22 protein-coding genes are annotated in these 21,805 nt (G+C 68.5%); 7 read left to right on the top strand and 15 right to left on the bottom strand.

The window, feature by feature from the left end; all coding sequences use genetic code 11:
* Nucleotides 1-45 precede the first annotated feature (45 nt).
* Entirely contained in the window at nucleotides 46-1,518 is a 1,473-nt protein-coding gene (locus WA967_RS01805) for an NAD-dependent succinate-semialdehyde dehydrogenase (protein ID WP_424419191.1), read from the bottom strand.
* Between the two features lie 84 nt (nucleotides 1,519-1,602).
* Entirely contained in the window at nucleotides 1,603-2,961 is a 1,359-nt protein-coding gene (gabT, locus tag WA967_RS01810) for a 4-aminobutyrate--2-oxoglutarate transaminase (protein ID WP_424419192.1), read from the bottom strand.
* 96 nt (nucleotides 2,962-3,057) lie between these two features.
* Between gabT and WA967_RS01815 the strand changes: the two genes are divergently transcribed.
* Complete coding sequence (locus WA967_RS01815; protein WP_424419193.1) at nucleotides 3,058-4,620, top strand: PucR family transcriptional regulator; 1,563 nt, start codon at nucleotides 3,058-3,060, stop codon at nucleotides 4,618-4,620.
* A gap of 7 nt (nucleotides 4,621-4,627) precedes the next feature.
* Here the strand turns inward: WA967_RS01815 and WA967_RS01820 are convergent, their stop codons facing one another.
* The gene (locus WA967_RS01820) at nucleotides 4,628-6,097 is read right to left on the bottom strand and encodes a helix-turn-helix domain-containing protein (RefSeq protein ID WP_424419194.1); all 1,470 of its coding nucleotides are present in this window, start codon (nucleotides 6,095-6,097) and stop codon (nucleotides 4,628-4,630) included.
* A 184-nt stretch (nucleotides 6,098-6,281) separates the two neighbouring features.
* Here WA967_RS01820 and aceB point away from each other — a divergent pair, with 184 nt between their 5' ends.
* The 5 genes from aceB to WA967_RS01845 all read left to right on the top strand — a co-directional run bounded on the left by aceB (nucleotide 6,282) and on the right by WA967_RS01845 (nucleotide 11,893).
* Nucleotides 6,282-7,886 carry a malate synthase A gene (aceB, locus tag WA967_RS01825; RefSeq protein WP_424419206.1) on the top strand — a complete coding sequence of 535 codons (1,605 nt, stop codon included), beginning with the start codon at nucleotides 6,282-6,284 and terminating at the stop codon, nucleotides 7,884-7,886.
* Nucleotides 7,887-7,919: 33 nt separating this feature from the next.
* On the top strand, nucleotides 7,920-9,515 hold the full coding sequence (locus WA967_RS01830; protein ID WP_424419195.1) for an isocitrate lyase: 1,596 nt from the start codon (nucleotides 7,920-7,922) through the stop codon (nucleotides 9,513-9,515).
* A gap of 105 nt (nucleotides 9,516-9,620) precedes the next feature.
* On the top strand, nucleotides 9,621-10,085 hold the full coding sequence (gene rraA, locus WA967_RS01835) for a ribonuclease E activity regulator RraA (protein WP_424419196.1): 465 nt from the start codon (nucleotides 9,621-9,623) through the stop codon (nucleotides 10,083-10,085).
* Between the two features lie 151 nt (nucleotides 10,086-10,236).
* A complete protein-coding gene (locus WA967_RS01840) occupies nucleotides 10,237-10,653 on the top strand; it encodes a hypothetical protein (protein WP_424419197.1) in 417 nt (138 codons plus the stop codon).
* A 37-nt stretch (nucleotides 10,654-10,690) separates the two neighbouring features.
* Nucleotides 10,691-11,893, top strand: a complete 1,203-nt coding sequence (locus tag WA967_RS01845; RefSeq protein WP_424419198.1) for a pyridoxal phosphate-dependent aminotransferase — start codon at nucleotides 10,691-10,693, stop codon at nucleotides 11,891-11,893.
* Between the two features lie 96 nt (nucleotides 11,894-11,989).
* Here WA967_RS01845 and WA967_RS01850 read toward each other — a convergent pair whose 3' ends face one another.
* The 5 genes from WA967_RS01850 to WA967_RS01870 form a co-directional block, all read right to left on the bottom strand.
* Nucleotides 11,990-12,388, bottom strand: coding sequence for a VOC family protein (locus WA967_RS01850; protein WP_424419199.1), 399 nt, complete (start codon nucleotides 12,386-12,388; stop codon nucleotides 11,990-11,992).
* Nucleotides 12,389-12,420: 32 nt separating this feature from the next.
* Nucleotides 12,421-13,563, bottom strand: a complete 1,143-nt coding sequence (locus WA967_RS01855) for a UDP-N-acetylmuramate dehydrogenase (protein ID WP_424419200.1) — start codon at nucleotides 13,561-13,563, stop codon at nucleotides 12,421-12,423.
* A gap of 1 nt (nucleotide 13,564) precedes the next feature.
* Entirely contained in the window at nucleotides 13,565-13,966 is a 402-nt protein-coding gene (locus WA967_RS01860) for a MaoC/PaaZ C-terminal domain-containing protein (protein WP_424419201.1), read from the bottom strand.
* Entirely contained in the window at nucleotides 13,966-14,412 is a 447-nt protein-coding gene (locus tag WA967_RS01865; RefSeq protein WP_424419207.1) for an FAS1-like dehydratase domain-containing protein, read from the bottom strand. The genes WA967_RS01860 and WA967_RS01865 overlap by 1 nt, the downstream gene beginning before the upstream one ends.
* Nucleotides 14,413-14,474: 62 nt before the next feature.
* Nucleotides 14,475-15,263 (bottom strand): sulfite exporter TauE/SafE family protein, encoded by a 789-nt coding sequence (locus WA967_RS01870; protein ID WP_424419202.1) that lies wholly within the window; start codon nucleotides 15,261-15,263, stop codon nucleotides 14,475-14,477.
* 159 nt (nucleotides 15,264-15,422) lie between these two features.
* Here WA967_RS01870 and WA967_RS01875 point away from each other — a divergent pair, with 159 nt between their 5' ends.
* The gene (locus tag WA967_RS01875; RefSeq protein WP_424419203.1) at nucleotides 15,423-17,000 is read left to right on the top strand and encodes an AMP-binding protein; all 1,578 of its coding nucleotides are present in this window, start codon (nucleotides 15,423-15,425) and stop codon (nucleotides 16,998-17,000) included.
* 110 nt (nucleotides 17,001-17,110) lie between these two features.
* Here the strand turns inward: WA967_RS01875 and rplQ are convergent, their stop codons facing one another.
* From rplQ to WA967_RS01910, 7 genes are all read right to left on the bottom strand, one after another.
* A complete protein-coding gene (gene rplQ / locus WA967_RS01880; protein WP_424419204.1) occupies nucleotides 17,111-17,668 on the bottom strand; it encodes a 50S ribosomal protein L17 in 558 nt (185 codons plus the stop codon).
* Nucleotides 17,669-17,703: 35 nt separating this feature from the next.
* The gene (locus WA967_RS01885) at nucleotides 17,704-18,693 is read right to left on the bottom strand and encodes a DNA-directed RNA polymerase subunit alpha (RefSeq protein WP_298865801.1); all 990 of its coding nucleotides are present in this window, start codon (nucleotides 18,691-18,693) and stop codon (nucleotides 17,704-17,706) included.
* Nucleotides 18,694-18,814: 121 nt separating this feature from the next.
* Nucleotides 18,815-19,213 (bottom strand): 30S ribosomal protein S11, encoded by a 399-nt coding sequence (gene rpsK / locus WA967_RS01890; RefSeq protein ID WP_071644012.1) that lies wholly within the window; start codon nucleotides 19,211-19,213, stop codon nucleotides 18,815-18,817.
* Between the two features lie 27 nt (nucleotides 19,214-19,240).
* Nucleotides 19,241-19,615: a 30S ribosomal protein S13 gene (gene rpsM, locus WA967_RS01895; protein WP_116241763.1), complete on the bottom strand. Its 375-nt coding sequence runs from the start codon at nucleotides 19,613-19,615 to the stop codon at nucleotides 19,241-19,243.
* A gap of 206 nt (nucleotides 19,616-19,821) precedes the next feature.
* Entirely contained in the window at nucleotides 19,822-19,938 is a 117-nt protein-coding gene (gene rpmJ / locus WA967_RS01900) for a 50S ribosomal protein L36 (protein ID WP_071644008.1), read from the bottom strand.
* 93 nt (nucleotides 19,939-20,031) lie between these two features.
* The gene (gene infA / locus WA967_RS01905; protein ID WP_018171468.1) at nucleotides 20,032-20,253 is read right to left on the bottom strand and encodes a translation initiation factor IF-1; all 222 of its coding nucleotides are present in this window, start codon (nucleotides 20,251-20,253) and stop codon (nucleotides 20,032-20,034) included.
* Between the two features lie 872 nt (nucleotides 20,254-21,125).
* The coding region (locus WA967_RS01910) for a DsbA family protein (RefSeq protein ID WP_424419205.1) at nucleotides 21,126-21,805 on the bottom strand (680 nt) is incomplete at its 5' end.

A 21,805-nucleotide genomic window follows, 5' to 3' on the forward strand; every position in this document is an offset into this window, starting at 1 on the left:
GCGATCGCGCGGCCGGATCGCGCCGCGTGATCGCCGGGGCGGGGGTCAGCTGTTGGGGAGCAGCGTGTACTTGGTGGACAGATACTCGTGGATGCCCTCGAGCCCGCCCTCGCGGCCGATGCCGGACTGCTTGACGCCGCCGAACGGGGCCGCGGCGTTGGAGACCACGCCCACGTTCAGGCCCATCATCCCGGTCTCCAGCGCATCGATCATGCGGTGGCCGCGAGCCAGGTCCTGGGTGAACACGTAGCCCACCAGACCGTATTCGGTGTCGTTGGCCAGGCGAACGGCCTCGGCCTCGTCGGAGAAGCGCGAGATGGCCAGCACCGGGCCGAAGATCTCCTCGGTGAGGATCGAGCTTCCGGGCACCACGTCTGTCAGCACGGTGGGCTCGTAGAACGTGCCCTCGCCCTCGAGCGCGTTGCCGCCGGCCAGCACGCGGGCGCCGCGCTGCACGGCATCCCCCACCAGCTCCTGCGCCTTCGACACGGCATCCGCGTCGATCAGCGGTCCGATGGCGACGCCGTCCTCGGTGCCGCGGCCGATCTTCATGGCCTGCACGCGCTCGGTGACACGGCGGGCGAACTCGTCGGCGACGTCCTCGTGCACGATGAAGCGGTTCGCGGCCGTGCACGCCTGGCCGATGTTGCGGAACTTCGCCATCATCGCGCCGTCGACGGCCTTGTCCAGGTCCGCGTCCTCGAACACGACGAACGGCGCGTTGCCGCCCAGCTCCATCGACACGCGCAGGATGCCCTGTGCGGCCTGGGCCATGAGCTTCTGCCCGACCGGGGTCGAGCCCGTGAACGACAGCTTGCGCAGCCGCGGGTCGGCGATGATGGGGCTGGACAGCGCGCCGGAGTGCGAGGTCTGCACGACGTTGACCACACCCGCGGGAAGCCCCGCCTCCTCCAGCAGCCTGGCGAAGAAGATCGTGGTCAGCGGGGTGAGCGCTGCGGGCTTGACGACCACGGTGCAGCCCGCGGCCAGCGCCGGGGCGATCTTGCGGGTGGCCATCGCGAACGGGAAGTTCCACGGGGTGATGAAGAACGATGGGCCCACCGGTCGCTGCGACACGATCATGCGCCCGGTGCCCTCGGGGTTGCTGCCGTAACGGCCGGTGATGCGCACGGCCTCCTCGCTGAACCAGCGCAGGAACTCGGCGCCGTAGACGACCTCACCGCGGGACTCCGCCAGCGGCTTGCCCATCTCCAGCGTCATCAGCAGCGCCAGGTCCTCCTTGTGCGCCTGCACGAGGTCGAACGCGCGACGCAGGATGTCGCTGCGCGTGCGGGGCGCCGTGGCGGCCCAGGCGTCCTGCGCGGCGACGGCGGCGTCCAGCGCGCGCATGCCGTCGGCGGGCGACGCGTCGGCGATCGAGGCGATCACCTGGTCGGTGGACGGGTCGTGCACGTCGAAGGTGCGCCCCTGCTCGGCATCCGACCACTGGCCGCCGATGAAGAGGCCGCCGGGGACGCGTGCGAGGAGTTCCTGCTCGTTCGCTGCGAGAGTGCTCATGTCGTCTCGATTCTGTGTGGGATGTGCTGCGGGAAGTGGTCGGCCGCGAACCGTGATCCCCCGACCGAGATCGCGGCCGACGGTCTAGGAGCGCTTCAGCGCGGCCTCGATGACGTCGAGTCCCTCGTTCAGGAGCTCGTCGCCGATGCTCAGCGGCGGGAGGAAGCGGATGACGTTGCCGAACGTGCCGCAGGTGAGGACGATGACGCCCTCGGCGATGGCGGCCTTGGCGACGGCGCCGGTGAGGGCGGCGTCCGGTGCGCCGGTGGCGGGGTCGACGAACTCGGCCGCCACCATGGCGCCGTGCCCGCGCACCTCGCCGATACGCGGGTCGGATGCCGCAAGGGCGTCGAGCCGGGTGCGCAGGATGCCGCCGATCTGCTGCGCGCGCTCGACCAGGCCCTCGTTCTCGAAGGCGTCGATGGCTGCGACGGCCGCCGCGCACGCGACGGGGTTGCCGCCGTAGGTGCCGCCCAGGCCGCCCGGGTGCGCGGCGTCCATGATCTCCGCACGGCCGGTGACGCCTGCCAGCGGGAGGCCCGCGGCGATGCCCTTCGCGGTGGTGATCATGTCGGGCTCTATGCCGAAGATCTCGCTGGCGAACATGGCGCCGGTGCGGGCGAAGCCGGTCTGCACCTCATCGGCGATGAACACCACGCCGTTGGCGCGGCACCAGTCGACGATCGCACCGAGGAACCCGTCGGCGGGGACGATGAAGCCGCCCTCGCCCTGGATGGGCTCGATGATGACGGCGGCGAGGTTGGCGGCGCCGATCTGCTTCTCGATGAGCGTGATCGCGTTGGCCGCGGCCTCGGGACCGGTCAGTCCATCGCGCAGCGGGTACGAGCCGGGCACCCGGTACACCTCGGGCGCGAACGGGCCGAAGCCGCTCTTGTACGGCATGGCCTTGGCCGTCAGCGCCATGGTGAGGTTGGTGCGGCCGTGGTAACCGTGGTCGAAGGCCACCACGGCGGGGCGCCCGGTGTGCTTGCGGGCGATCTTGATGGCGTTCTCGACGGCCTCGGCGCCGGAGTTGAACAGCGCGCTCTTCTTGGCGAAATCGCCCGGGGTCAGGCGGTTCAGCGCCTCGGCGACGTCGACGTACGACTCGTAGGGGGACACCATGAAGCAGGTGTGCGTGAACTGCGCGGCCTGCGCGGCGATGGCCGCGGCGACCTTCGGGTGAGCGTTGCCGACGCTGGTCACGGCGATGCCGGATCCCAGGTCGATGAGCGAGTTGCCGTCGGCGTCCACGGCGACTCCCCCGCCGGCCGCGACCACGGAGACGGGCATGGAGTGCGCGACGCCCGCGGCGACGGCATCCGACTTGCGCGCGAGGATCTCTGCCGACCGCGGGCCGGGCAGTGCGGTGACGATTCGACGGACCTGCGGAAGGCCGGGTCCGCCGAGAGGAATCGTGGTGGTCTCGTCGATGAGTGTCATGAGGCGAGGCTACGTCCGCCGAACGGCGGACGTCATTGGCCGGCTTGTACAATCATGATCAGTTCTTCGCCGGTCTGTACAGAGGGAGCGGATGCCGTGGATCAGACCCCCGCGCCCACGTTGCGCATGCTGCTCGGCCACCGTGAACTGCGCCTGGCGACGGTGTCGATCGCCGCCGACCCCGACGCCGAGCAGGCGGCCATGGACCGCGAAGTGCGCTGGGTGCACTCCAGCGACCTGTTCGACCCCACGCCGTTCCTGTCGGACGACGTGGTGCTGCTGACCACGGGCACCCAACTGGCCGACCACGACACCGACGCGGCCACCGCCTACGTCGCCCGGCTCGTGCACCGCGGCGTGGCAGCGCTGGGCTTCGGGTCAGGCGTGCACCGGCAGGGCGTGCCCGACGAGCTGGTGGCCGCGTGCACGCATGCCGGGCTGACGCTGTTCGAGGTGCCCTACGACATCCCCTTCCTGGCCATCGCCCGCGCGCACGCCGAGGCCATCGCCGCGCACGCCTACGCGCGGCGCACCTGGGCCCTGGAGGCGCACCGCGCGCTCGCGATCGCCGCGCTCCGACCGAGGGGCGTCGAGGCCGCGCTGTCCGAGCTGTCCCGCCGGCTGGGCTGCTGGGTCGGGCTGTTCGACGCAGCCGGGGCGCTCGTCCATCAGCATCCGACTGCCCTGCCGCACGGGGCGGACGCCGTCACCGACGGCGTCGCGCAGCTGCTGGCGCGCGGCGGATCAGCCAGCCGCACGATCGAGGACGGGCCGGATGCCTTCACGATCCTCACGCTGGGACGCACCGGCCAGCTGCGCGGAGCGCTGGCCATCACCGCCGTGGCACTGGATGCCGAGGCCCGTGCGGTCGTGACCTCGGTCACCGCGATGGCGGGCCTCGCACTGGAGCAGAGCGAGCAGCTGGCGAGGGCGCGACGCCGCCTGCACACGCAGGTGCTGGCGACGCTGCTGACCGGTGATCCGGCACCCGCGCGGCGCGTGATGGGCGCCCTGCCTCCCGCCCCGGTGGTCGTCGCCGTGGGCGTGCCGGAGCGCAGCGGCCCGCTGATCGACTGGTGGGAGCAGATCAACGCGCCCTCGTTCGTCGCGGAGTCGGAGGACGGTCTGGTGATGTGCGTGAGCGCGGGGGACGCCTCGAGGCTGGATGCGGCGGCCGCGCAGTTCGCCGTGCCGATGGGGGTCTCGGACGCCGTGGACTACGCAGAGTTCTCGCAGGCCCGCGCCCAAGCGCTGACCGCTCTGCGCCGCGGAGGTGCGGGAGTCACCAGGTACGGGGATGCCGCGTCCGGCGGCGTGCTGGACGCCTTCGCCACCGACGAGGCCCGCCTGCTGGCGCGCACCAGGCTCGCCCCGCTGCGCCGGCACGACCAGGCCGCCGGCAGTGAGCTCGAACGCACGCTGCGGGTGTGGCTGGAGCACGACGCGCACGCCGAGCACACCGCCGCGGCGCTCGGCATCCACCGTCACACTCTGCGCACCCGCATCGCCCAGGCATCCGCTCTGCTGGGCGCGGAGCTGTCGTCGTTCCCCGCCCGCGCGGAGCTGTGGGCGGCGCTGCGCGCGGCGGAGGAACCTGAGCGGCCCGCGCACCAGCCCGTGGTGCCGCCGGTCTCCCGCGCGACCGGTGGCCTGCTGTGACTCAGGCTCAGCGCGGGGCGTGCGCCTCGAGGAACTCGTACATGTCGGTGGTGTCCACGCCCGGGAACGCGCCCGTCGGCAGGGTCGCCAGCAGGGTGCGAGGCGTGCGCACGTTGGGCCAGGCCTGATCGCGCCAGCGGGCTTCCAGGTCGGCGGGCGCACGGCGGCAGCACGTCTCCACCGAGTGCTTGGACACCCCACGATTGGTGGTGTCGCGGCCCACGAACCACTTGGTGTCGTCGAACTGCACGCCCACGCTGACCGAGTGCAGGCCCTCGCTGGAGGGTTCGACGCGGGCCGTGCACCAGTAGGTGCCGTTGCCGGTGTCGGTGTACTGGTAGTAGGGGTTGAAGCGGTCCTCGATCTCGAACACCTCACGACTGGTCCAGCGTCGGCAGCACATCTGCCCCTCGATGGAGCCCAGCTTGTCGGTCGGGAAGTTCACGTCGTCGTTCTCGTATGCCTTGGTGATGGTGCCTGACTCGTGCACCTTCAGGAAGTGCACCGGGATGTCCAGGTGCCGGGTGGCCAGGTTCGTGAACCGGTGCGCGGCGGTCTCGTACGACACCGAGTAGGCGTCGCGCAGGTCCTCGATGGAGATGGCGCGACGGGCCTTGGCCTCCTTCAGCACCGGCACCACGTGCGCCTCGGGCACGAGGATCGCGCCGGTGAGGTAGTTGGTCTCCACGCGCTGGCGCAGGAACTCGGCGTAGCTGCGCGGCTCGGCGTGGCCGAGGATGCGGCTGGAGAGCGCCTGCAGCACGGCCGTGCGGGCGTCGCCCTTGGCCGGGATGCTGCGGGACAGGTACAGACGGCCGTTCGCCAGGTCGGCCACGCTGCGCGTGGACTGCGGCAGATCGGCTGCGTAGTGCAGGGTGAACCCCAGGTGGGCGGCGATCTCGGATGCCGTGCGCTGGGTGATCGGGCCGCCGGGATGCTTCACGGCGGCGAGGATCTCCGCCGCTTTCGCTTCGAGGTCGGCGAAGTAGTTGTCCTGGCGGCGCATGAGGTGCCGCAGCTCCACGTTGGCGCGCCGGGCCTCCTCGGGAGTCGCTGCGCGCTCGTCGCGCAGCCGCTCGATCTCGCCGTGCAGCGCCAGCAGCGCGGCGAGCGCCTCGGATGAGAGCGACTTGCCGATGCGGAACGGCGAGATGCCCAGGGTCTGGAACGTCTGACCCTTCATGGCGCGCTCCAGCGCGATCTCCATGCTGCTGCGCTCGTCGAGCGGCTCACCCTCCAGCAACGCGTCGATCGTGGTGCCCAGAGCACGGGCGATGCCCTGCAGCAGCGTGAGTTTGGGCTCGCGCTTGCCGGTCTCGAACATCGACAGCTGGCTGGGTGCACGTCCGATGCGACCGGCGAGCTCCTCCAGCGTCATCCCCTGCGCGGTGCGCAGTTGACGGATGCGCCGGCCGATGGTCAGCGCATCCGATTCTTCTTCCACTGAGTTGGGTCCCTGAGCCTGTCGAAGGGTCATCGCAGCAGTGTGTCACAGAAACAGAAATTCGCAAAAACTTCTCCCCTGATTTGGTCATAGAGACTGCGGAACTTCACGCAGAGTTGATCCCAAGCCACCCCGGCATCCCATCTCACGGAGGAGACAGATCATGAGCATCGCCACTGCCACACAGACCGCACCGATCGGGATCGTCGACGCCGTCATGACGTCCGGTCCCGCCATCCGCATCACCGGCCCGATGAACGACCGGTTCGACGAGATCCTCACTCCCGAGGCCATCGCCTTCCTCGCCGAGCTGCACCATCGCTTCGCCGGACGCCGTCACGATCGCCTTGCGGACAGGATGCGCCGTCGCTTCGAGATCGGCAACGGCCACGACCCGCACTTCCGCGACGACACCGCGCACATCCGCGACGACGCCGACTGGCGCGTCGCCGGCGCCGGTCCCGGGCTCGAGGACCGCCGCGTGGAGATCACCGGCCCCACCGACCCGAAGATGACCGTCAACGCCCTGAACTCCGGCGCGAAGGTGTGGCTGGCCGACCAGGAGGACGCCACCAGTCCCACTTGGCGCAACGTCATCGGCGGCCAGCTCTCGCTGCGCGACGCCATCCGCGGCGAGCTCGCGTACACCAGCCCGGAGGGCAAGGAGTACCGGGTCACCGCCGAGCACACCCCCACCATCGTGATGCGGCCCCGCGGCTGGCACCTCAGTGAGAACCACATCGAGTTCACCGACCGCACGGGGCGGGTGCTGCCGGCGTCCGGCTCCCTGACCGACTTCGGGCTGTACTTCTTCCACAACGCGAAGGCGCTGATCGACTCCGGCCGCGGCCCGTACTTCTACCTGGCCAAGCTCGAGTCCAGCGAAGAGGCCCGGCTGTGGAACGACGTGTTCTCGTTCAGCGAGGAGTACCTGGGCATCGAGCACGGCACGATTCGCGCGACGGTGCTGATCGAGACCCTGCCCGCCGCGTTCGAGATGGACGAGATCCTGTACGAGCTGCGCGATCACTGCGCTGGCCTGAACGCCGGCCGCTGGGACTACATCTTCTCGATCATCAAGAACTACCGCGGCCGCGGCGCGCGCTTCGTGCTCCCCGACCGCAGCGAGGTCACCATGACGGTGCCGTTCATGCGGGCCTACACCGAGCTGCTGGTGAAGACCTGCCACCAGCGCGGCGCCTACGCCATCGGCGGCATGAGCGCGTTCATCCCCAACCGCCGCAGCCCCGAGGTCACCGCGCGGGCGCTGGAGAAGGTGGCCGCGGACAAGCGCCGTGAGGCCGGCGACGGCTTCGACGGCACCTGGGTGGCACACCCCGACCTGATCCCCGCCGCGCAGGCCGAGTTCGACGCCGTACTCGGCGAGAAGCCGCACCAGCTGGACCGGGACCGCTCCGACGTGCACGTGACGGCCGCCCAGCTGCTGGACCTGCGCATCGGCCGCCCCATCACCGAGAAGGGCGTGCGCGAGAACGTCTCCGTGGCCATCCGCTACATCGAGGCGTGGCTGCGAGGCCAGGGCGCGGTGGCGATCGACGACCTGATGGAGGATGCCGCGACCGCCGAGATCAGCCGTTCGCAGGTGTGGCAGTGGATCCACCAGGACCGCCGCACGGAGGAGGGCGACCTGATCACCGTCGAGTACGTCGAGCGCCTGATCGGCGACATGCTCGCGCAGACGCCACGAGCCGAGGGCGACCGCTTCGACGACGCCGCGGACCTGTTCCGCGAGGCGGCCCTGAGACCTGAGTTCCCCGCGTTCCTGACGCTGCCGGCGTACTCGCGCTTCCTGACCGACTGACCCCACACGACCCCTTCCACGAAAGGCAAGGACATGACCGACTACCAGGACGACATCGCCGCCATCCAGGAGCTGAAGGACGCCGCCGGCGCTGGCTGGAACGCCATCGACCCCGAGTCCGCCGCGCGCATGCGGGCGCAGAACCGGTTCCTCACGGGCCTGGACATCGCGCAGTACACGGCCGACATCATGCGCCGCGACATGGCCGAGTACGACGCCGACTCGTCGGTGTACACCCAGTCGCTGGGCGTCTGGCACGGCTTCTTCGGCCAGCAGAAGCTCATCTCCATCAAGAAGCACCTGAAGACCACGAACAAGCGCTACCTCTACCTCTCCGGCTGGATGGTCGCCGCCCTCCGTTCCGAGTTCGGGCCGCTGCCCGACCAGTCCATGCACGAGAAGACGGTCGTCCCCGCGCTGATCCGCGAGCTCTACTCCTTCCTGCGCCAGGCGGATGCCCGTGAACTGGATCTGCTGTTCACCCAGCTCGACGAGGCCCGCGCCGCCGGCGACGACACCGCAGCGGAGTTCGTGCAGTCGCAGATCGACAGCTTCGAGACGCATGTCGTGCCGATCATCGCCGACATCGACGCGGGTTTCGGCAACCCCGAGGCCACGTACCTGCTGGCGAAGAAGATGATCGAGGCCGGCGCGTGCGCCATCCAGATCGAGAACCAGGTCTCCGACGAGAAGCAGTGCGGCCACCAGGACGGCAAGGTCACCGTGCCGCACGAGGACTTCCTCGCGAAGATCAATGCGGTCCGTTACGCGTTCCTCGAGCTCGGCATCGACAACGGCATCATCGTCGCCCGCACCGATTCCCTCGGCGCCGGCCTCACGCAGAAGATCGCGGTCTCACAGGTTCCTGGCGACCTGGGCGACCAGTACAACGCGTTCCTGGACGTCGAGGAGGTCGGCGAGGCCGAGCTGTCCGACGGTGACATCGTCATCCGTCGCGAAGGCAGGCTGCTGCGCCCCAAGCGCCTGGCCAGCAACCTGTACCAGTTCCGCAAGGGCACCGGCGAGGACCGGGTGGTGCTGGACTGCATCACGTCGCTCCAGGGCGGCGCCGACCTGCTGTGGATCGAGACCGAGAAGCCGCACATCGCGCAGATCGCCGGGATGGTCGACCGCATCCGCGAGGCCGTGCCGAACGCCAAGCTGGTCTACAACAACAGCCCGTCGTTCAACTGGACGCTGAACTTCCGCCAGCAGGCCTACGACGCCCTCGCGGAGCTGGGCGAGGACGTCTCGGGCTACGATCGCGACAGGCTGATGAGCGTCGAGTACGACGACACGGAGCTGGCGCGCCAGGCCGACGAGCGCATCCGCACCTTCCAGCGCGACAGCTCGGCCCGCGCGGGCATCTTCCACCATCTGATCACGCTGCCGACGTACCACACGGCCGCCCTGTCAACGGATGACCTGGCCAAGGGCTACTTCGGCGACGAGGGGATGCTGACCTACGTCCGCGACGTGCAGCGCCGCGAGATCCGCGGGGGCATCGCCACGGTCAAGCACCAGAACATGGCGGGTTCCGACATCGGCGACAACCACAAGGAGTACTTCGCCGGGGATGCCGCCCTGAAGGCCGGCGGCAAGGACAACACCATGAACCAGTTCAGCTGACAGACTCGAACTGATTCGATCCTCCGACCCTTCGACGGGCTCAGGGCCCCAGCAATGGGCCGCTGGGCCCGTCGAAGGGTCATCGTCCGACAAGCGAGGAGCCCCATGACCACCACCGCCGACCTCTACGACCTGCACGGCGAGAGCCTGCAGTCCCTCTCCCTGCAGTTGCGCTCCTTCGGCGCCATCACGCAGTTCGAGGGCCCCATTCGCACCGTGTGCTGCTTCCAGGACAATGCCCTGGTCAAGCACCTGCTGGCCACGCCCGGAGACGGCGCGGTGCTGGTCGTCGACGGGGCGGGTTCCCTGCAGACCGCTCTGATGGGCGACATGATCGCGCAGAGCGCGGTGGATACCGGCTGGGCGGGCGTCGTCATCCACGGCTGCGTGCGCGACAGCGTGGCGCTGGCGTCGATGGCGCTGGGCGTCGCGGCGCTGGGGACCAATCCGCGCAAGAGCGCCAAAGAGGGCGTCGGCGAGGTGGACGTGCCCGTCGAGTTCGGCGGTGTGGTCTTCCGTCCCGGTGCTCGGCTGTATGCGGACGAGGACGGCATACTCGTAGAGCGCTGACGACCCTTCGACAAGCTCGAGGCACGTATCCCTGTGCCCGCCGCCCAGCCCAGTGGTCCGCTTTTCCCATCCCGGGAGGCGCCAAGCCCGTCGCTTGTGCTGAACGAGCGCCGGCGAGTCGAAGGGGCGCACCGCGGCGTAGCCTGGAGGCATGCCCGCTGAGACCTCCCTGCTGTCCGAGATCGTCGATGAGTTCCTGCGCTCCTACGCGCACGGCTCCCGCCTGCTGGCGGTGTCGAGTCCGGATGCCGAACGCTCCACCGCATTCGCGACGGCGCTGTCCGCAGCCTTCGCCGAACGGCAGATCCCGGCCACCGCGGTCACGCCGAATGCACCGGATGCCGACACCCTGCGTTCGCGGGTCGTGGCGCCGTTCCGTGATGCCGGTGCGGATGCCGTGCTGATCGTGGCCGGCGACGCCGGGCTGCTGGATCCCAGCCGCCGCGGCATGTGGCACTTCAGCGTGTGGCTGCTGGCGGGCAGCGAAGAGCCGCACGACGACGCGACGGCGCTCGTCGACGTCTCCGATCCGCAGCATCCGTTCCGCCGCTTCGCCGACTCCTGCTGACTGCACGCGCGGGGTCGCGCCCGCGTACGATTGAGGCGTGACCGAACGCGCACCTCTCTCCCGCAAGCTCTCCGCCATCGCCGAGTCCGCCACCCTCAAGGTGGATGCCAAGGCCAAGGCCCTCAAGGCCGAGGGCAAGCCCGTCATCTCCTACGCCGCCGGCGAGCCCGACTTCGCCACCCCGCAGTTCATCGTGGACGCGGCGGCCGTGGCGCTGGCCGACCCCGCCAACTACCGCTACACCCCCGCACCCGGGCTGCCGGCGCTGCGCGAGGCCATCGCCGCGAAGACGCTGCGCGACTCGGGACTCGAGGTATCCCCCAGCCAGATCATCGTCACCAACGGCGGCAAGCAGTCGGTGTACCAGTCGTTCCAGGCCGTGATCAACCCGGGCGACGAGGTGCTGCTGCCGGCGCCGTACTGGACCACCTACCCCGAGGCCATCCGCCTGGCCGACGGCATTCCGGTGGAGGTCTTCGCCGGCGCCGACCAGGACTACAAGGTCACCGTCGCGCAGCTCGAGGCCGCGCGCACCGAGCGCACCACCGTGCTGGTGTTCGTCTCGCCCTCCAACCCGACCGGCTCGGTGTACACGGCAGATGAGACGAAGGCGATCGCCGAGTGGGCCGTGGAGCACGGCATCTGGATCATCTCCGACGAGATCTACCAGAACCTCACCTACGACGGCGTGAAGGCCACTTCGATCGTGCAGGCGCTGCCCGAGGCCGCGAACCAGACCATCCTCGTCAACGGCGTGGCCAAGACGTACGCGATGACCGGCTGGCGGGTGGGCTGGATGGTCGGCCCGGCCGACGCCATCAAGATCGCCGGCAACCTGCAGTCGCACTTGTCCAGCAACGTCAACAACGTCGCGCAGCGCGGCGCGATCGCGGCGCTGAACGGCCCGCAGGACGAGGCCGAGCAGATGCGGCAGGCGTTCGACCGCCGTCGCCGCCTGATCGTGGCGGAGCTGTCGAAGATCGACGGGATGCATGTACCCACCCCGCATGGCGCGTTCTACGTCTACCCGGATGTGCAGGGCCTGCTGGGTCGCACCTGGGGCGGCGTGACGCCCACCACGTCGCTGGAGCTGGCCGACCTGATCCTGGACCAGGCCGAGGTCGCGGTCGTCCCCGGCGAGGCCTTCGGCCCCTCGGGCTACATCCGCATGTCGTACGCGCTGGGCGACGACCAGCTGCTGGAGGGCGTGCAGCGCCTGCAGCGCCTGTTCGCGAGCTGACCTCTTTCGTCGAAGCACCTCACCAGCGTCGAAACCCCTCGTGAACAATGCGATTCACGAGGTGGTTTCGCCGGTCAGGTGGGGGTCTCGGCGTGCTCAGCCCTGGTAGCCGACCAGCCAGCGCACGCCGTGCCGGTCGACCAGCGTGCCGTCGTGGTCTCCCCACGGGCGCTGCTGCAGGGGGTCGATGACATCGCCGCACTCGGCGAGCGCGTCGAACCACGAAGTCAGCGTCGCGGCATCCGCCGTTCCCAGCAGGGACAGGAACATGCCTTGCATGGCGACCGAGGGCTCGCCGTCGGCGGCATCCGCCCCTGCCAGATCGACGGGGCCACCCTGCAGCATCCCATGCGCGATCGCCTTCCCCGGCCCGTCGGCGCGGTCGGCCTGAGCGTAGGTGAACATCGTCAGCTCGCCACCGAAGACAGCCGCGTAGTGCTGCAGCGCGTCTGCCGCGTCACCGGGGAAGAGCAGGTACGGGATGGGTGCGGTCATCCCGCGATGGTACGCAGGACGGATGCCGAAAGCTACAGCTCCACGCCCACCAGCACGGGCTCGGGCTGCAGCATCAGCCCGAATTCGGCGTGCACGCGGCTCTGGATGAACCGGGCCAGCTCGCCGAGCTCGGCGGCATTCGCGCCGCCGCGGTTGGTGAGGGCGAGTGCGTGCTTGGTGGAGATCGACGCGCGCGAGCGCGGCAGCTTGAAGCCCTTGCCGATGCCGGAGTGCTCGATGAGCCAGGCGGAGCTGACCTTGACCATCCCCTCCGGGCGCTCGGTGCGCGGAGAGAGGCCGTAATAGTCCTCCAGCGGGATGACGGTCAGGGTGTCCAGGTCGGGCTCGACCTGCCACCGAGGGCACTCGGCCGGCAGCGTGCGGGCCACGTGCTCGGGCACGATCGCGTTCTGGAAGAACGATCCGGCGCTGTGCGTGTCGGGGTCGCCCTCGTCCAGCAGCATCCCCTTCGCGGCGCGCGTGGCGAGGATGCGTGTGCGCACCCGCTCCAGCGGCACCGGTTCGAAGTCCTCAAGGCCCAGCGCGCGGCGCAGCTGCTCGCCCCGCACGATCCGCCCCGCCGGACCGGTGACGGCGAGGTCGAGCGTCACGGACGTGATGACGGCCCGACGCTCCTGCTCGCTGCCGTAGTGGTGCTTGAGCACCGAGGTGCGGAAGCCCAGCCCCAGCTCGGCCGCGGGCACGACGACCGGGGCATCCGCACCCTCATCGATCAGCTCCACCTCGACCAGGGTCTCCTGGATCTCCTGCCCGTACGCGCCGACGTTCTGGACGGGGGCGGCGCCGACGGTGCCCGGGATGCCGCTCATGGCCTCGATGCCGGCGTAACCGCGCTCGACCGCGTACGCCACGACGTCGTCCCAGCTGTGCCCGGCCTGCACGCGCAGCCGGATCCGCCCCTCGTGCGGGGACGCCAGCTCCTCGATGCCGGTGGTGAGGATGCGCACGACCGCGCCCTCGAACGGCTCGTCACCGACGAACAGGTTCGATCCGCCGCCCAGCACGAACCAGTCCTCCCCCGTCGCCCACGCCTCGTGCAGCGCGTCGATCAGCTCCGAGGTGCTGGTGGCGTCCAGCATCCGCTCCGGAGCGGCTCCCGTGCGCAACGTGGTCAGCTGCCGGAGCGGGATGGGCGTGATCTCGGTGCCCGTCATCTCAGAGCGCGACCCGCAGCTGCGCCTTGACCAGCACGGTGGTCTCGGCGGCCCTCACGGTGAGGTCGATGCGCGCGGAGGTCTCGTCGACCGCGCCGACCTTGGCCAGCACGTGCACGTCGGCGCCGTCCTGCGGATCCACCACGACCGGCTTGGTGAAGCGCACGCCGTAGTCGACCAGGTGCACATCGGCGGGAAGCGCCGCCAGCACGACGGACGATGCCAGGCCCATGGTCAGCATCCCGTGCGCGAGCACGCCGGGCAGGCCCACCGACGCCGCGACGTCGTCGCGGTAGTGGATGGGGTTGAAGTCGCCGGATGCCCCGGCGTACCGCACCAGCGACTCTCGGGTCAGGTGCACGGTGCGCTCGGCGATGACGTCGCCCATGGTGAATCCGGCCATCAGGCGTCCTCTCCCGAACCCACCAGCAGCACGCTGGTGGCGGTCACGACGTGCCGGCCGTCGGCGTCGGTGATGGTCGCGTCGCTGGTGATCATGGAATTGCCGCCGAGGGCGCGGATGCCGGTGACGGCGAGCTTCGCGGTGAGCTCGTCGCCGGCGACGATGGGGCGGGAGTATGTGAAGCGCTGCTCGGCGTGGATCGTGCGCGCCAGCACGATGCCCGAGTCGGGCTCGCCCAGCAGCTGCTGCAGCGTGAGGTCCTGGATGACCATGGCGAAGGTGGGAGGCGCCACCACGTCGGCGTAGCCGGCCGCACGGGCCGCTTCGACGTCGGTGTGCTGCGGGGCGTCGGCGAAGACGGCGCGCGCGAACTCGCGCACCTTCTCGCGGCCGACGAGATAGGGGGCCGTCGGCGGAAACTCGCGGCCGACCAGATCGTTGTTCACGGGCACCCCTCGATCCTATCCGGCGCGCCCGACGCACGTCCCGCCGTGCGGACCGGGGATTCTCAGCGGGTGCGGAGGGCCTTGATGCCCATCTGCACGGCGATGGCGACGATGTACACCGCGAACAGCGTGTTCCCGGTGACGGGGTCGATGAGGGTGGCCAGCCACGCACCGAGTGCGGTCATGGTGCAGGCGGAGAGTCCGATGACGCCCGCGCCCACCAGGTCGACGTTGCGGTGGCGCAGGTTGCCGATGGTGCCCGACACCGCGGTGGGGATCACCATCATCAGCGAGGTGCCCTTGGCCACCAGGTCGCTGGTGCCGAAGATCACCATGAGCGCGGGCACGATGATCACGCCGCCGCCCACGCCGATGAGCCCGGCGATGACGCCGGTGAGCACGCCCACCAGCACCAGCCCGACGCCGCTCAGCCCGGTGAGGTGGAACACGGACTCGCGGGACGGGATGACGACGAACAGGCTCACCAATACGACCAGCAGGAATGCCACGAACCCCCAGCGCAGCGCGCGCTGCGAGATGCGCGGCATCAGGCGGGATCCGACCTGCGCGCCGACGACGGCCCCGGCGGCGAGGATGAGCGCCGCGATCCACGCCACCGATCCCGAGGCGGCATACGAGATGACGCCCACCGTCGCCGTGGGGACGATGGCCGTCAGCGACGTGCCGGCCGCCCGGCGCTGATCGAAGCCCATCATCAGCACCAGCATCGGCACGATGACCGTGCCGCCGCCCACCCCGAACAGTCCCGACAGGAGACCGGCGGTGAGCCCGATGACGACGAAGCCGAGGTAGGCGCGAGGCCCTCGGGTCAGGCCCTGGGCGTCAGTCACCCTCGTAGCCTAACGGCACGGCATCAGCTGATCGTGATCGGTGTCCCCGGGGGCTGATCGGCCGGCCTCAAGACCTTGGGACGGTGTCTCAGATTGTGCGAGACTGACTCCCAGAACCGTCCGTGTGCCTGATGCGGGCGACCGATCGAAGGAGATCACATGTTCCGCAGCGCCTATCCCGACGTCGAGATCCCGAATGTCTCCATCTACGACTACCTGTTCGGCGGTCTGGACGAGCAGACGATGAATCGGGTCGCCATCGTCGATGGGCCGTCGGGCGCCGAGACGACCTATCGCCAGCTGGTCGGGCAGATCGGTCTGTTCGCCGGAGCACTCGCCGCCCGAGGCGTCGGCGTGGGCGACGCCGTCGCCGTGCTGTGCCCCAACGTGCCGGCATTCGCGACGGTGTTCCACGGCATCCTGCGCGCGGGCGCGACCGCCACCACCATCAACTCCCTCTACACGGCGGACGAGATCGTGAGCCAGATGCAGGATGCCGAGGCATCCTGGCTCATCACCGTCTCCCCGCTGCTCCCCCACGCCCAGGCCGCCGCCGAGCGGCTCGGGCTTCCTGCCGATCACCTGATCGTGCTCGACGGCGCCGAGGGGCACCCGAGCCTGCGCGATCTGCTCGGCGAGGGGCACGCGGCTCCGGATGTCACGTTCGACCCGGCCACGCACCTGGCCGTGCTGCCGTACTCCTCGGGGACGACGGGACGACCGAAGGGCGTGATGCTGACTCACCGCAACCTCATCGCCAACGTCGCGCAGGTGATCCCGACTACCGACATCGGACCTGAGGACCGCCTGCTGGCGGTGCTGCCGTTCTTCCACATCTACGGCATGACCGTGCTGCTGAACTTCGCTCTGCGCCAGCGCGCAGGGCTCGTCACCATGCCCAAGTTCGATCTGCTGGAGTTCCTGCGCGTCATCCAGGAGCACCGCACCACCTGGGTCTTCATCGCGCCGCCGATCGCCGTCGCGCTGGCCAAGCATCCGGTCATCGATCAGTACGACCTGTCGGCTATCAAGGTGATCTTCTCGGGCGCAGCGCCGTTGGACGGCGCACTGGCCGCGGCGGTCGCGAAGCGCCTCGGCTGCGAGGTCGTGCAGGGCTACGGCATGACCGAGACCAGCCCGGCCGTCAACATCATCCCCGCCGGTGTCGACGGCATCGACAAGTCATCGATCGGTCCCCTCGTGCCCAACACAGAGGCGCGCCTGGTCGATCCCGACACCGGCGCGGACGTCGAGGCACCAGCGTCGGGCGCCAGCGTCCCCGGCGAGCTGTGGGTCCGGGGGCCCCAGGTGATGGTCGGCTACCTCAAGCGCCCCGAGGCGACGGCCGAGATGTTGGACGCCGATGGCTGGCTGCACACGGGCGACATGGCCACGGTCACGTCGGACGGCATCTTCCGCATCGTCGACCGGCTCAAGGAGCTCATCAAGTACAAGGGCTATCAGGTCGCCCCGGCGATCCTGGAGGCGGTGCTGCTGGAGCATCCGCAGATCGCGGACGCCGCGGTGATCGGCGCGAACGACGCCGACGGACAGGAGGTGCCGAAGGCCTTCGTCGTGCGTCAGCCCGGCGTCGAGTTGTCCGCCGACGACGTCATGGAGTTCGTCGCCTCCCGGGTGGCACCGCATGAGAAGGTGCGCATCGTGGAGTTCATCGACGCCATCCCCAAGTCCAGCTCCGGCAAGATCCTGCGCAAGGACCTGCGCGCCCTGGCCTGACCTTCGTCCCGAAGCCTGTGCCCCTGAGCCTGTCGAGGGGCCGCCCTCGAACAACGGAAGAGCCCGCCACCCCGGAAGGGTGGCGGGCTCTTCTCGCGATGCGAGAGTTCTTACTCGGACTTCTCGTCGGCAGCGGCCTCAGCCGGAGCCTCAGTGGTCTCCTCGGCGGGGGTCTCGGCGGGGGTCTCGACGACCTCCTCGACCTCCTCGACCTTCTCGGCCTTGGCAGGCTTCTCGGCCTTGGCGGGCTTCTCGGCCTCTGCTGCGGGCTTGGCCTTGGCCGCCGACTTCTTCACCTTGGGGGTGACGGGCTCGAGGACGAGCTCGATCACGGCCATGGGCGCGTTGTCGCCCTTGCGGTTGCCGACCTTCGTGATGCGGGTGTAGCCACCCTCGCGGTCGGCGACCAGCGGCGCGATCTCGTTGAAGAGGATGTGCGCGGCGTCCTTGTTGGTGCGCAGGACCGTCAGCGCACGACGACGGGCGTGCAGGTCGCCGCGCTTGCCGAGCGTGATGAGGCGCTCAGCCAGCGGACGCAGGCGCTTCGCCTTGGTCTCGGTCGTCTTGATCGACTTGTGGGTGAAGAGCGCTGCCGCGAGGTTCGCGAGAAGCAGGCGCTCGTGGGCGGGGCCGCCTCCGAGGCGGGGACCCTTGGTGGGCTTGGGCATAATCGTCTATCTCCTGGTCGGAAAGAGGTCGGGTTTCAGAAGGACTCGTCTTCGCCTGCGCTGTAGAAGTGGGCGCCGTCGAAACCGGGCACCGAATCCTTCAGCGACAGGCCGAGCGAGACGAGCTTGTCGCGCACCTCGTCGACCGACTTCTGTCCGAAATTGCGGATGTTCATCAGCTGCGTCTCCGAGAGGGCGACCAGCTCCGAGACGGTGTTGATGCCCTCGCGCTTGAGGCAGTTGTACGAGCGCACCGACAGATCGAGGTCCTCGATCGGCATGGAGAGCTCGCTGGAGAGGACAGCCTCGACCGGCGCGGGGCCGATCTCGATGCCCTCGGCCTCGACGTTCAGCTCGCGGGCGAGGCCGAACAGCTCGGTGAGGGTCTTGGCTGCCGATGCGACGGCGTCGCGAGGGCTGATCGCCGACTTCGTCTCGACGTCGAGCACGAGCTTGTCGAAGTCGGTGCGCTCACCGGCGCGGGTGGCGTCGACGCGGTAGGCGACCTTCAGAACGGGCGAGTAGATCGAGTCGACCGGGATCTGACCGGCCTCGGCGTACTCGTTGCGGTTCTGCGACGCCGACACGTAGCCGCGTCCGCGCTCGATGGTGAGCTCGAGCTCGAAGCGAGCGGTGTCGTTCAGCGTGGCGATGACCAGGTCGGGGTTGTGCACCTCGACGCCGGCGGGGGCCGAGATGTCGGCCGCGGTCACCTCACCGGCACCTGTCTTGCGCAGGTACGCGGTGATGGGCTCGTCGCGCTCACTGGAGACGACCAGCTGCTTGATGTTGAGGATGATCTCGGTCACGTCCTCCTTCACACCGGGGATCGTGCTGAACTCGTGCAGCACGCCATCGATGCGAATGGTGGTGACGGACGCACCGGGGATCGACGAGAGCAGGCTGCGACGTAGCGCGTTGCCGATCGTGTATCCGAAACCGGGCTCCAGCGGCTCGATGACGAACCGGCTGCGGTTCTCGGAGATCTTTTCCTCGGTGAGAGTGGGACGCTGTGCGATGAGCACTATGTGTTCCTTTCGATCACATGCCCGCTATATGACATGTGTGTGGTGAGGTCTTGAGTTTTGGAATTCTGCGGGCGATGATGCCGGTCCCCATGCGGGGGACCGGCATCATCGTGCGAGATCAGACGCGACGGCGCTTGGGCGGACGGCAGCCGTTGTGCGCCTGCGGGGTGACGTCCTGAATGGACCCCACCTCGAGGCCGGCGGCCTGCAGCGAGCGGATCGCGGTCTCGCGGCCCGAACCCGGACCCTTCACGAAGACGTCGACCTTCTTGACACCGTGCTCCGCGGCCTGACGGGCAGCGGACTCCGCCGCCATGCCGGCCGCGTACGGGGTCGACTTGCGCGAGCCCTTGAAGCCCACGCCACCCGACGAGGCCCAGCTGATGACAGCGCCGGACGGGTCGGTGATCGAGACGATTGTGTTGTTGAACGTCGACTTGATGTGGGCCTGGCCCAGCGCGATGTTCTTCTTTTCCTTGCGGCGCGGCTTGCGCGCGGCGGCCTTGGGTGCAGCCATGAAAGTGTTCTCCTATTCCCTGGCCGCTTAGCGGGCCTTCTTCTTACCGGCGACGGTGCGCTTCGGGCCCTTGCGGGTACGGGCGTTGGTCTTGGTACGCTGGCCGCGGACCGGGAGACCGCGACGGTGGCGGATGCCCTCGTACGAGCCGATCTCGACCTTGCGGCGGATGTCAGCGGCGACCTCGCGGCGCAGGTCACCCTCCACCTTGTAGTTGCCTTCGATGTGGTCGCGCAGCGCCACGAGCTGGTCGTCGGTGAGGTCCTTGACGCGGATCGACTCGTCGATCTCGGTCGCCTTGAGGATCTCGACGGAGCGGGTGCGGCCGATCCCGTAGATGTAGGTGAGGGCGATCACCACGCGCTTGTCGCGCGGGATGTCAACGCCGGCAAGACGTGCCATGCGGTATCTCCTGGAGTGTTGTGGAGGTGTGGAGCAGCATCCGTTCCCGGGCCTCCGCCCCGAGGTGTCCGCCTCGCTGACCTCGTCGCTCCGGGACCTGGGTCCCTGAGCCTGTCGAAGGGTCGAGGCATCCGATGCTGCCTGTGTTTCGATATTGAGTTGTCCAGTGCCGGGCCGGATGCCGGAGCATCAGACCCGGGCCCTGCTCAGCCCTGGCGCTGCTTGTGACGCGGGTTGCTCTTGCAGATCACCATGACGCGTCCGTGACGACGGATCACGCGGCAGTGGTCGCAGATGGGCTTGACGCTGGGGTTGACCTTCATGATGTTTCCTGTTCGCTGTCTTCGTGCGGCCCACCTGAGTTCAGAGACCGGATCTCTGAGCCTGTCGAAGGGCTGCCGTTACTTCTCGACCGATCAGCGGTAGCGGTAGACGATGCGGCCACGGGTCAGGTCGTAGGGCGAGAGCTCCACGACCACGCGGTCCTCGGGGATGATGCGGATGTAGTTCTGCCGCATCTTTCCTGAGATCGTCGCCAGAACCTTGTGGCCGTTGCTGAGCTCAACGCGGAACATCGCATTGGGCAGAGCCTCGGACACGACGCCCTCGATCTCGATGACACCGTCTTTCTTAGCCATAGCCTCGCTGACGCTTCTGCAGATCGGTCGATCTGCGGTGGATGGGTGATGATCGGTGCGGCCTCTTCCGGACACGCCGGAACATGGCACAAGGCACCAAAGATCTATGTTAGACCGTCTGTGCCGCAGCGGCAACTCGGGGTCAGCTGATGAGCTTGACGAGCTTCTGCAGGTCGGCCTGGTTGCTCAGTTCCAGACGCTTCCCGTTGATCTCCACGGAGGGAGTGGCGTTGATCTGGTGGCTGTCGGCCTGCGCGGCGCCGAACTTCTTGTAGGTCTCATTGGACTCTGTTGGGACAAGCTACTTCAACATAAACGCGGGAGCCAGGCTGGATGCCTGACTCCCGCGACGCAAGGGTGTCGCCCTCAGCTCGGCACCGTGTCTAGGCGTTCACCGCTTGGGCCACCCATTCGTGAAAGACCGTCGAGCACTCACGTCCGACGTTCCACGAGAAGGACGCGGCGCCGAACGTGCTCGTCCCGTACGTGCCGCTAGTGCGCGTCCAGGTGGTCTCCCATGGAAACGCCTTGTAGCACGTGAACTTAAGTTTGAATGAGGACCAATTCGTTCCCCAGCACGTACCACTGACGGTGTTCCCCGAGTAAGCAATATTGCATTTCGTCAGCGCCGCTTGTGCGGGTGAAGCTGCCAGCAATCCCCCAGCAGCTAGCGCCAGCGCGGCACCCACCGCCGCGATGCGCGAACGAACTGACCTCTTAACGGCAATGTGAGTTGACACTACCAATCCCCCTTGTCCTGTTTGACCATTCAAACAGCACAAAGGTTATCCGCCCACAGCTCACGCACTCAAGACTGTGAACGCGACTCTCTCCATGTCTAGCCTCCGGTCTAATGAGGTCGACACCTTTGACTAGTTGATTGCCTTGACCCAGGTGTCGACCTTGGCGAAGATCTCCTGCAGGCTCTGTCCCTCGACGAGCTTGCCATCGAGTTCGATGGTAGGAGTGCCTTGGATGCTGTGTGCCTTCGCCTGGGCAACGCCGTACTTGAGATATGTGCCCTTCTCCATGCAGCTCGCCGCGTCCGCCGCTCCCGCCTGCTTGGCATAGTCCTGAAGCTGCGCATCGCTCAGCCCGGTGCTGTTCTCCTCAGGCTGGTTCTGATAGAGCGAGGCGATGTAGTCCAATGTCTTGTCAGGGCTCTTCTCCGCAACGCAGTAGACCGCCGCCGCCGCCCTCGACGAATAGTTGCTGCCCGCGGAGTAGCGATCCAGAATCGCGATCGGGTGCACGTTCAGGGTGATCTTGTCCTCGCCTGCCAGAGTCTTCAGCTGCTCTGAGAACGTCTGCTCGAAGGCATTGCACGCCGGGCACATCAAGTCGATGTACGTGTCGATGACCTTGTCGCCCTTGCCGAACGTGATCGCTCCCGTGTCGGAGTTGATGATGGCGCCCTTGGGCGCGGGCCCGCCGTCGGTCGCCCGGTTGTTCATCCACACCACGACCACGCCGAGTGCGATCAGCACGACGACGACAGCGGCGGAGATGCCGATGACGAACCAGTTGGGCTTGCTCTGAGCCTGGGCCATGA

This window comes from Microbacterium sp. (assembly GCF_049650565.1).
GTDB lineage: Bacteria > Actinomycetota > Actinomycetes > Actinomycetales > Microbacteriaceae > Microbacterium.

Bases quoted from the DNA above. Each gene is read 5' to 3' on its own strand.
- WA967_RS01805 (WP_424419191.1), bottom strand. From the start codon at position 1,518: ATGAGCACTCTCGCAGCGAACGAGCAGGAACTCCTCGCACGCGTCCCC.
- gabT (WP_424419192.1), bottom strand. From the start codon at position 2,961: ATGACACTCATCGACGAGACCACCACGATTCCTCTCGGCGGACCCGGC.
- WA967_RS01820 (WP_424419194.1), bottom strand. From the start codon at position 6,097: ATGACCCTTCGACAGGCTCAGGGACCCAACTCAGTGGAAGAAGAATCG.
- aceB (WP_424419206.1), top strand. From the start codon at position 6,282: ATGACGTCCGGTCCCGCCATCCGCATCACCGGCCCGATGAACGACCGG.
- WA967_RS01830 (WP_424419195.1), top strand. From the start codon at position 7,920: ATGACCGACTACCAGGACGACATCGCCGCCATCCAGGAGCTGAAGGAC.
- rraA (WP_424419196.1), top strand. From the start codon at position 9,621: ATGACCACCACCGCCGACCTCTACGACCTGCACGGCGAGAGCCTGCAG.
- WA967_RS01840 (WP_424419197.1), top strand. From the start codon at position 10,237: ATGCCCGCTGAGACCTCCCTGCTGTCCGAGATCGTCGATGAGTTCCTG.
- WA967_RS01850 (WP_424419199.1), bottom strand. From the start codon at position 12,388: ATGACCGCACCCATCCCGTACCTGCTCTTCCCCGGTGACGCGGCAGAC.
- WA967_RS01855 (WP_424419200.1), bottom strand. From the start codon at position 13,563: ATGACGGGCACCGAGATCACGCCCATCCCGCTCCGGCAGCTGACCACG.
- WA967_RS01860 (WP_424419201.1), bottom strand. From the start codon at position 13,966: ATGGCCGGATTCACCATGGGCGACGTCATCGCCGAGCGCACCGTGCAC.
- WA967_RS01875 (WP_424419203.1), top strand. From the start codon at position 15,423: ATGTTCCGCAGCGCCTATCCCGACGTCGAGATCCCGAATGTCTCCATC.
- rplQ (WP_424419204.1), bottom strand. From the start codon at position 17,668: ATGCCCAAGCCCACCAAGGGTCCCCGCCTCGGAGGCGGCCCCGCCCAC.
- rpsK (WP_071644012.1), bottom strand. From the start codon at position 19,213: ATGGCTGCACCCAAGGCCGCCGCGCGCAAGCCGCGCCGCAAGGAAAAG.
- rpsM (WP_116241763.1), bottom strand. From the start codon at position 19,615: ATGGCACGTCTTGCCGGCGTTGACATCCCGCGCGACAAGCGCGTGGTG.
- rpmJ (WP_071644008.1), bottom strand. From the start codon at position 19,938: ATGAAGGTCAACCCCAGCGTCAAGCCCATCTGCGACCACTGCCGCGTG.
- infA (WP_018171468.1), bottom strand. From the start codon at position 20,253: ATGGCTAAGAAAGACGGTGTCATCGAGATCGAGGGCGTCGTGTCCGAG.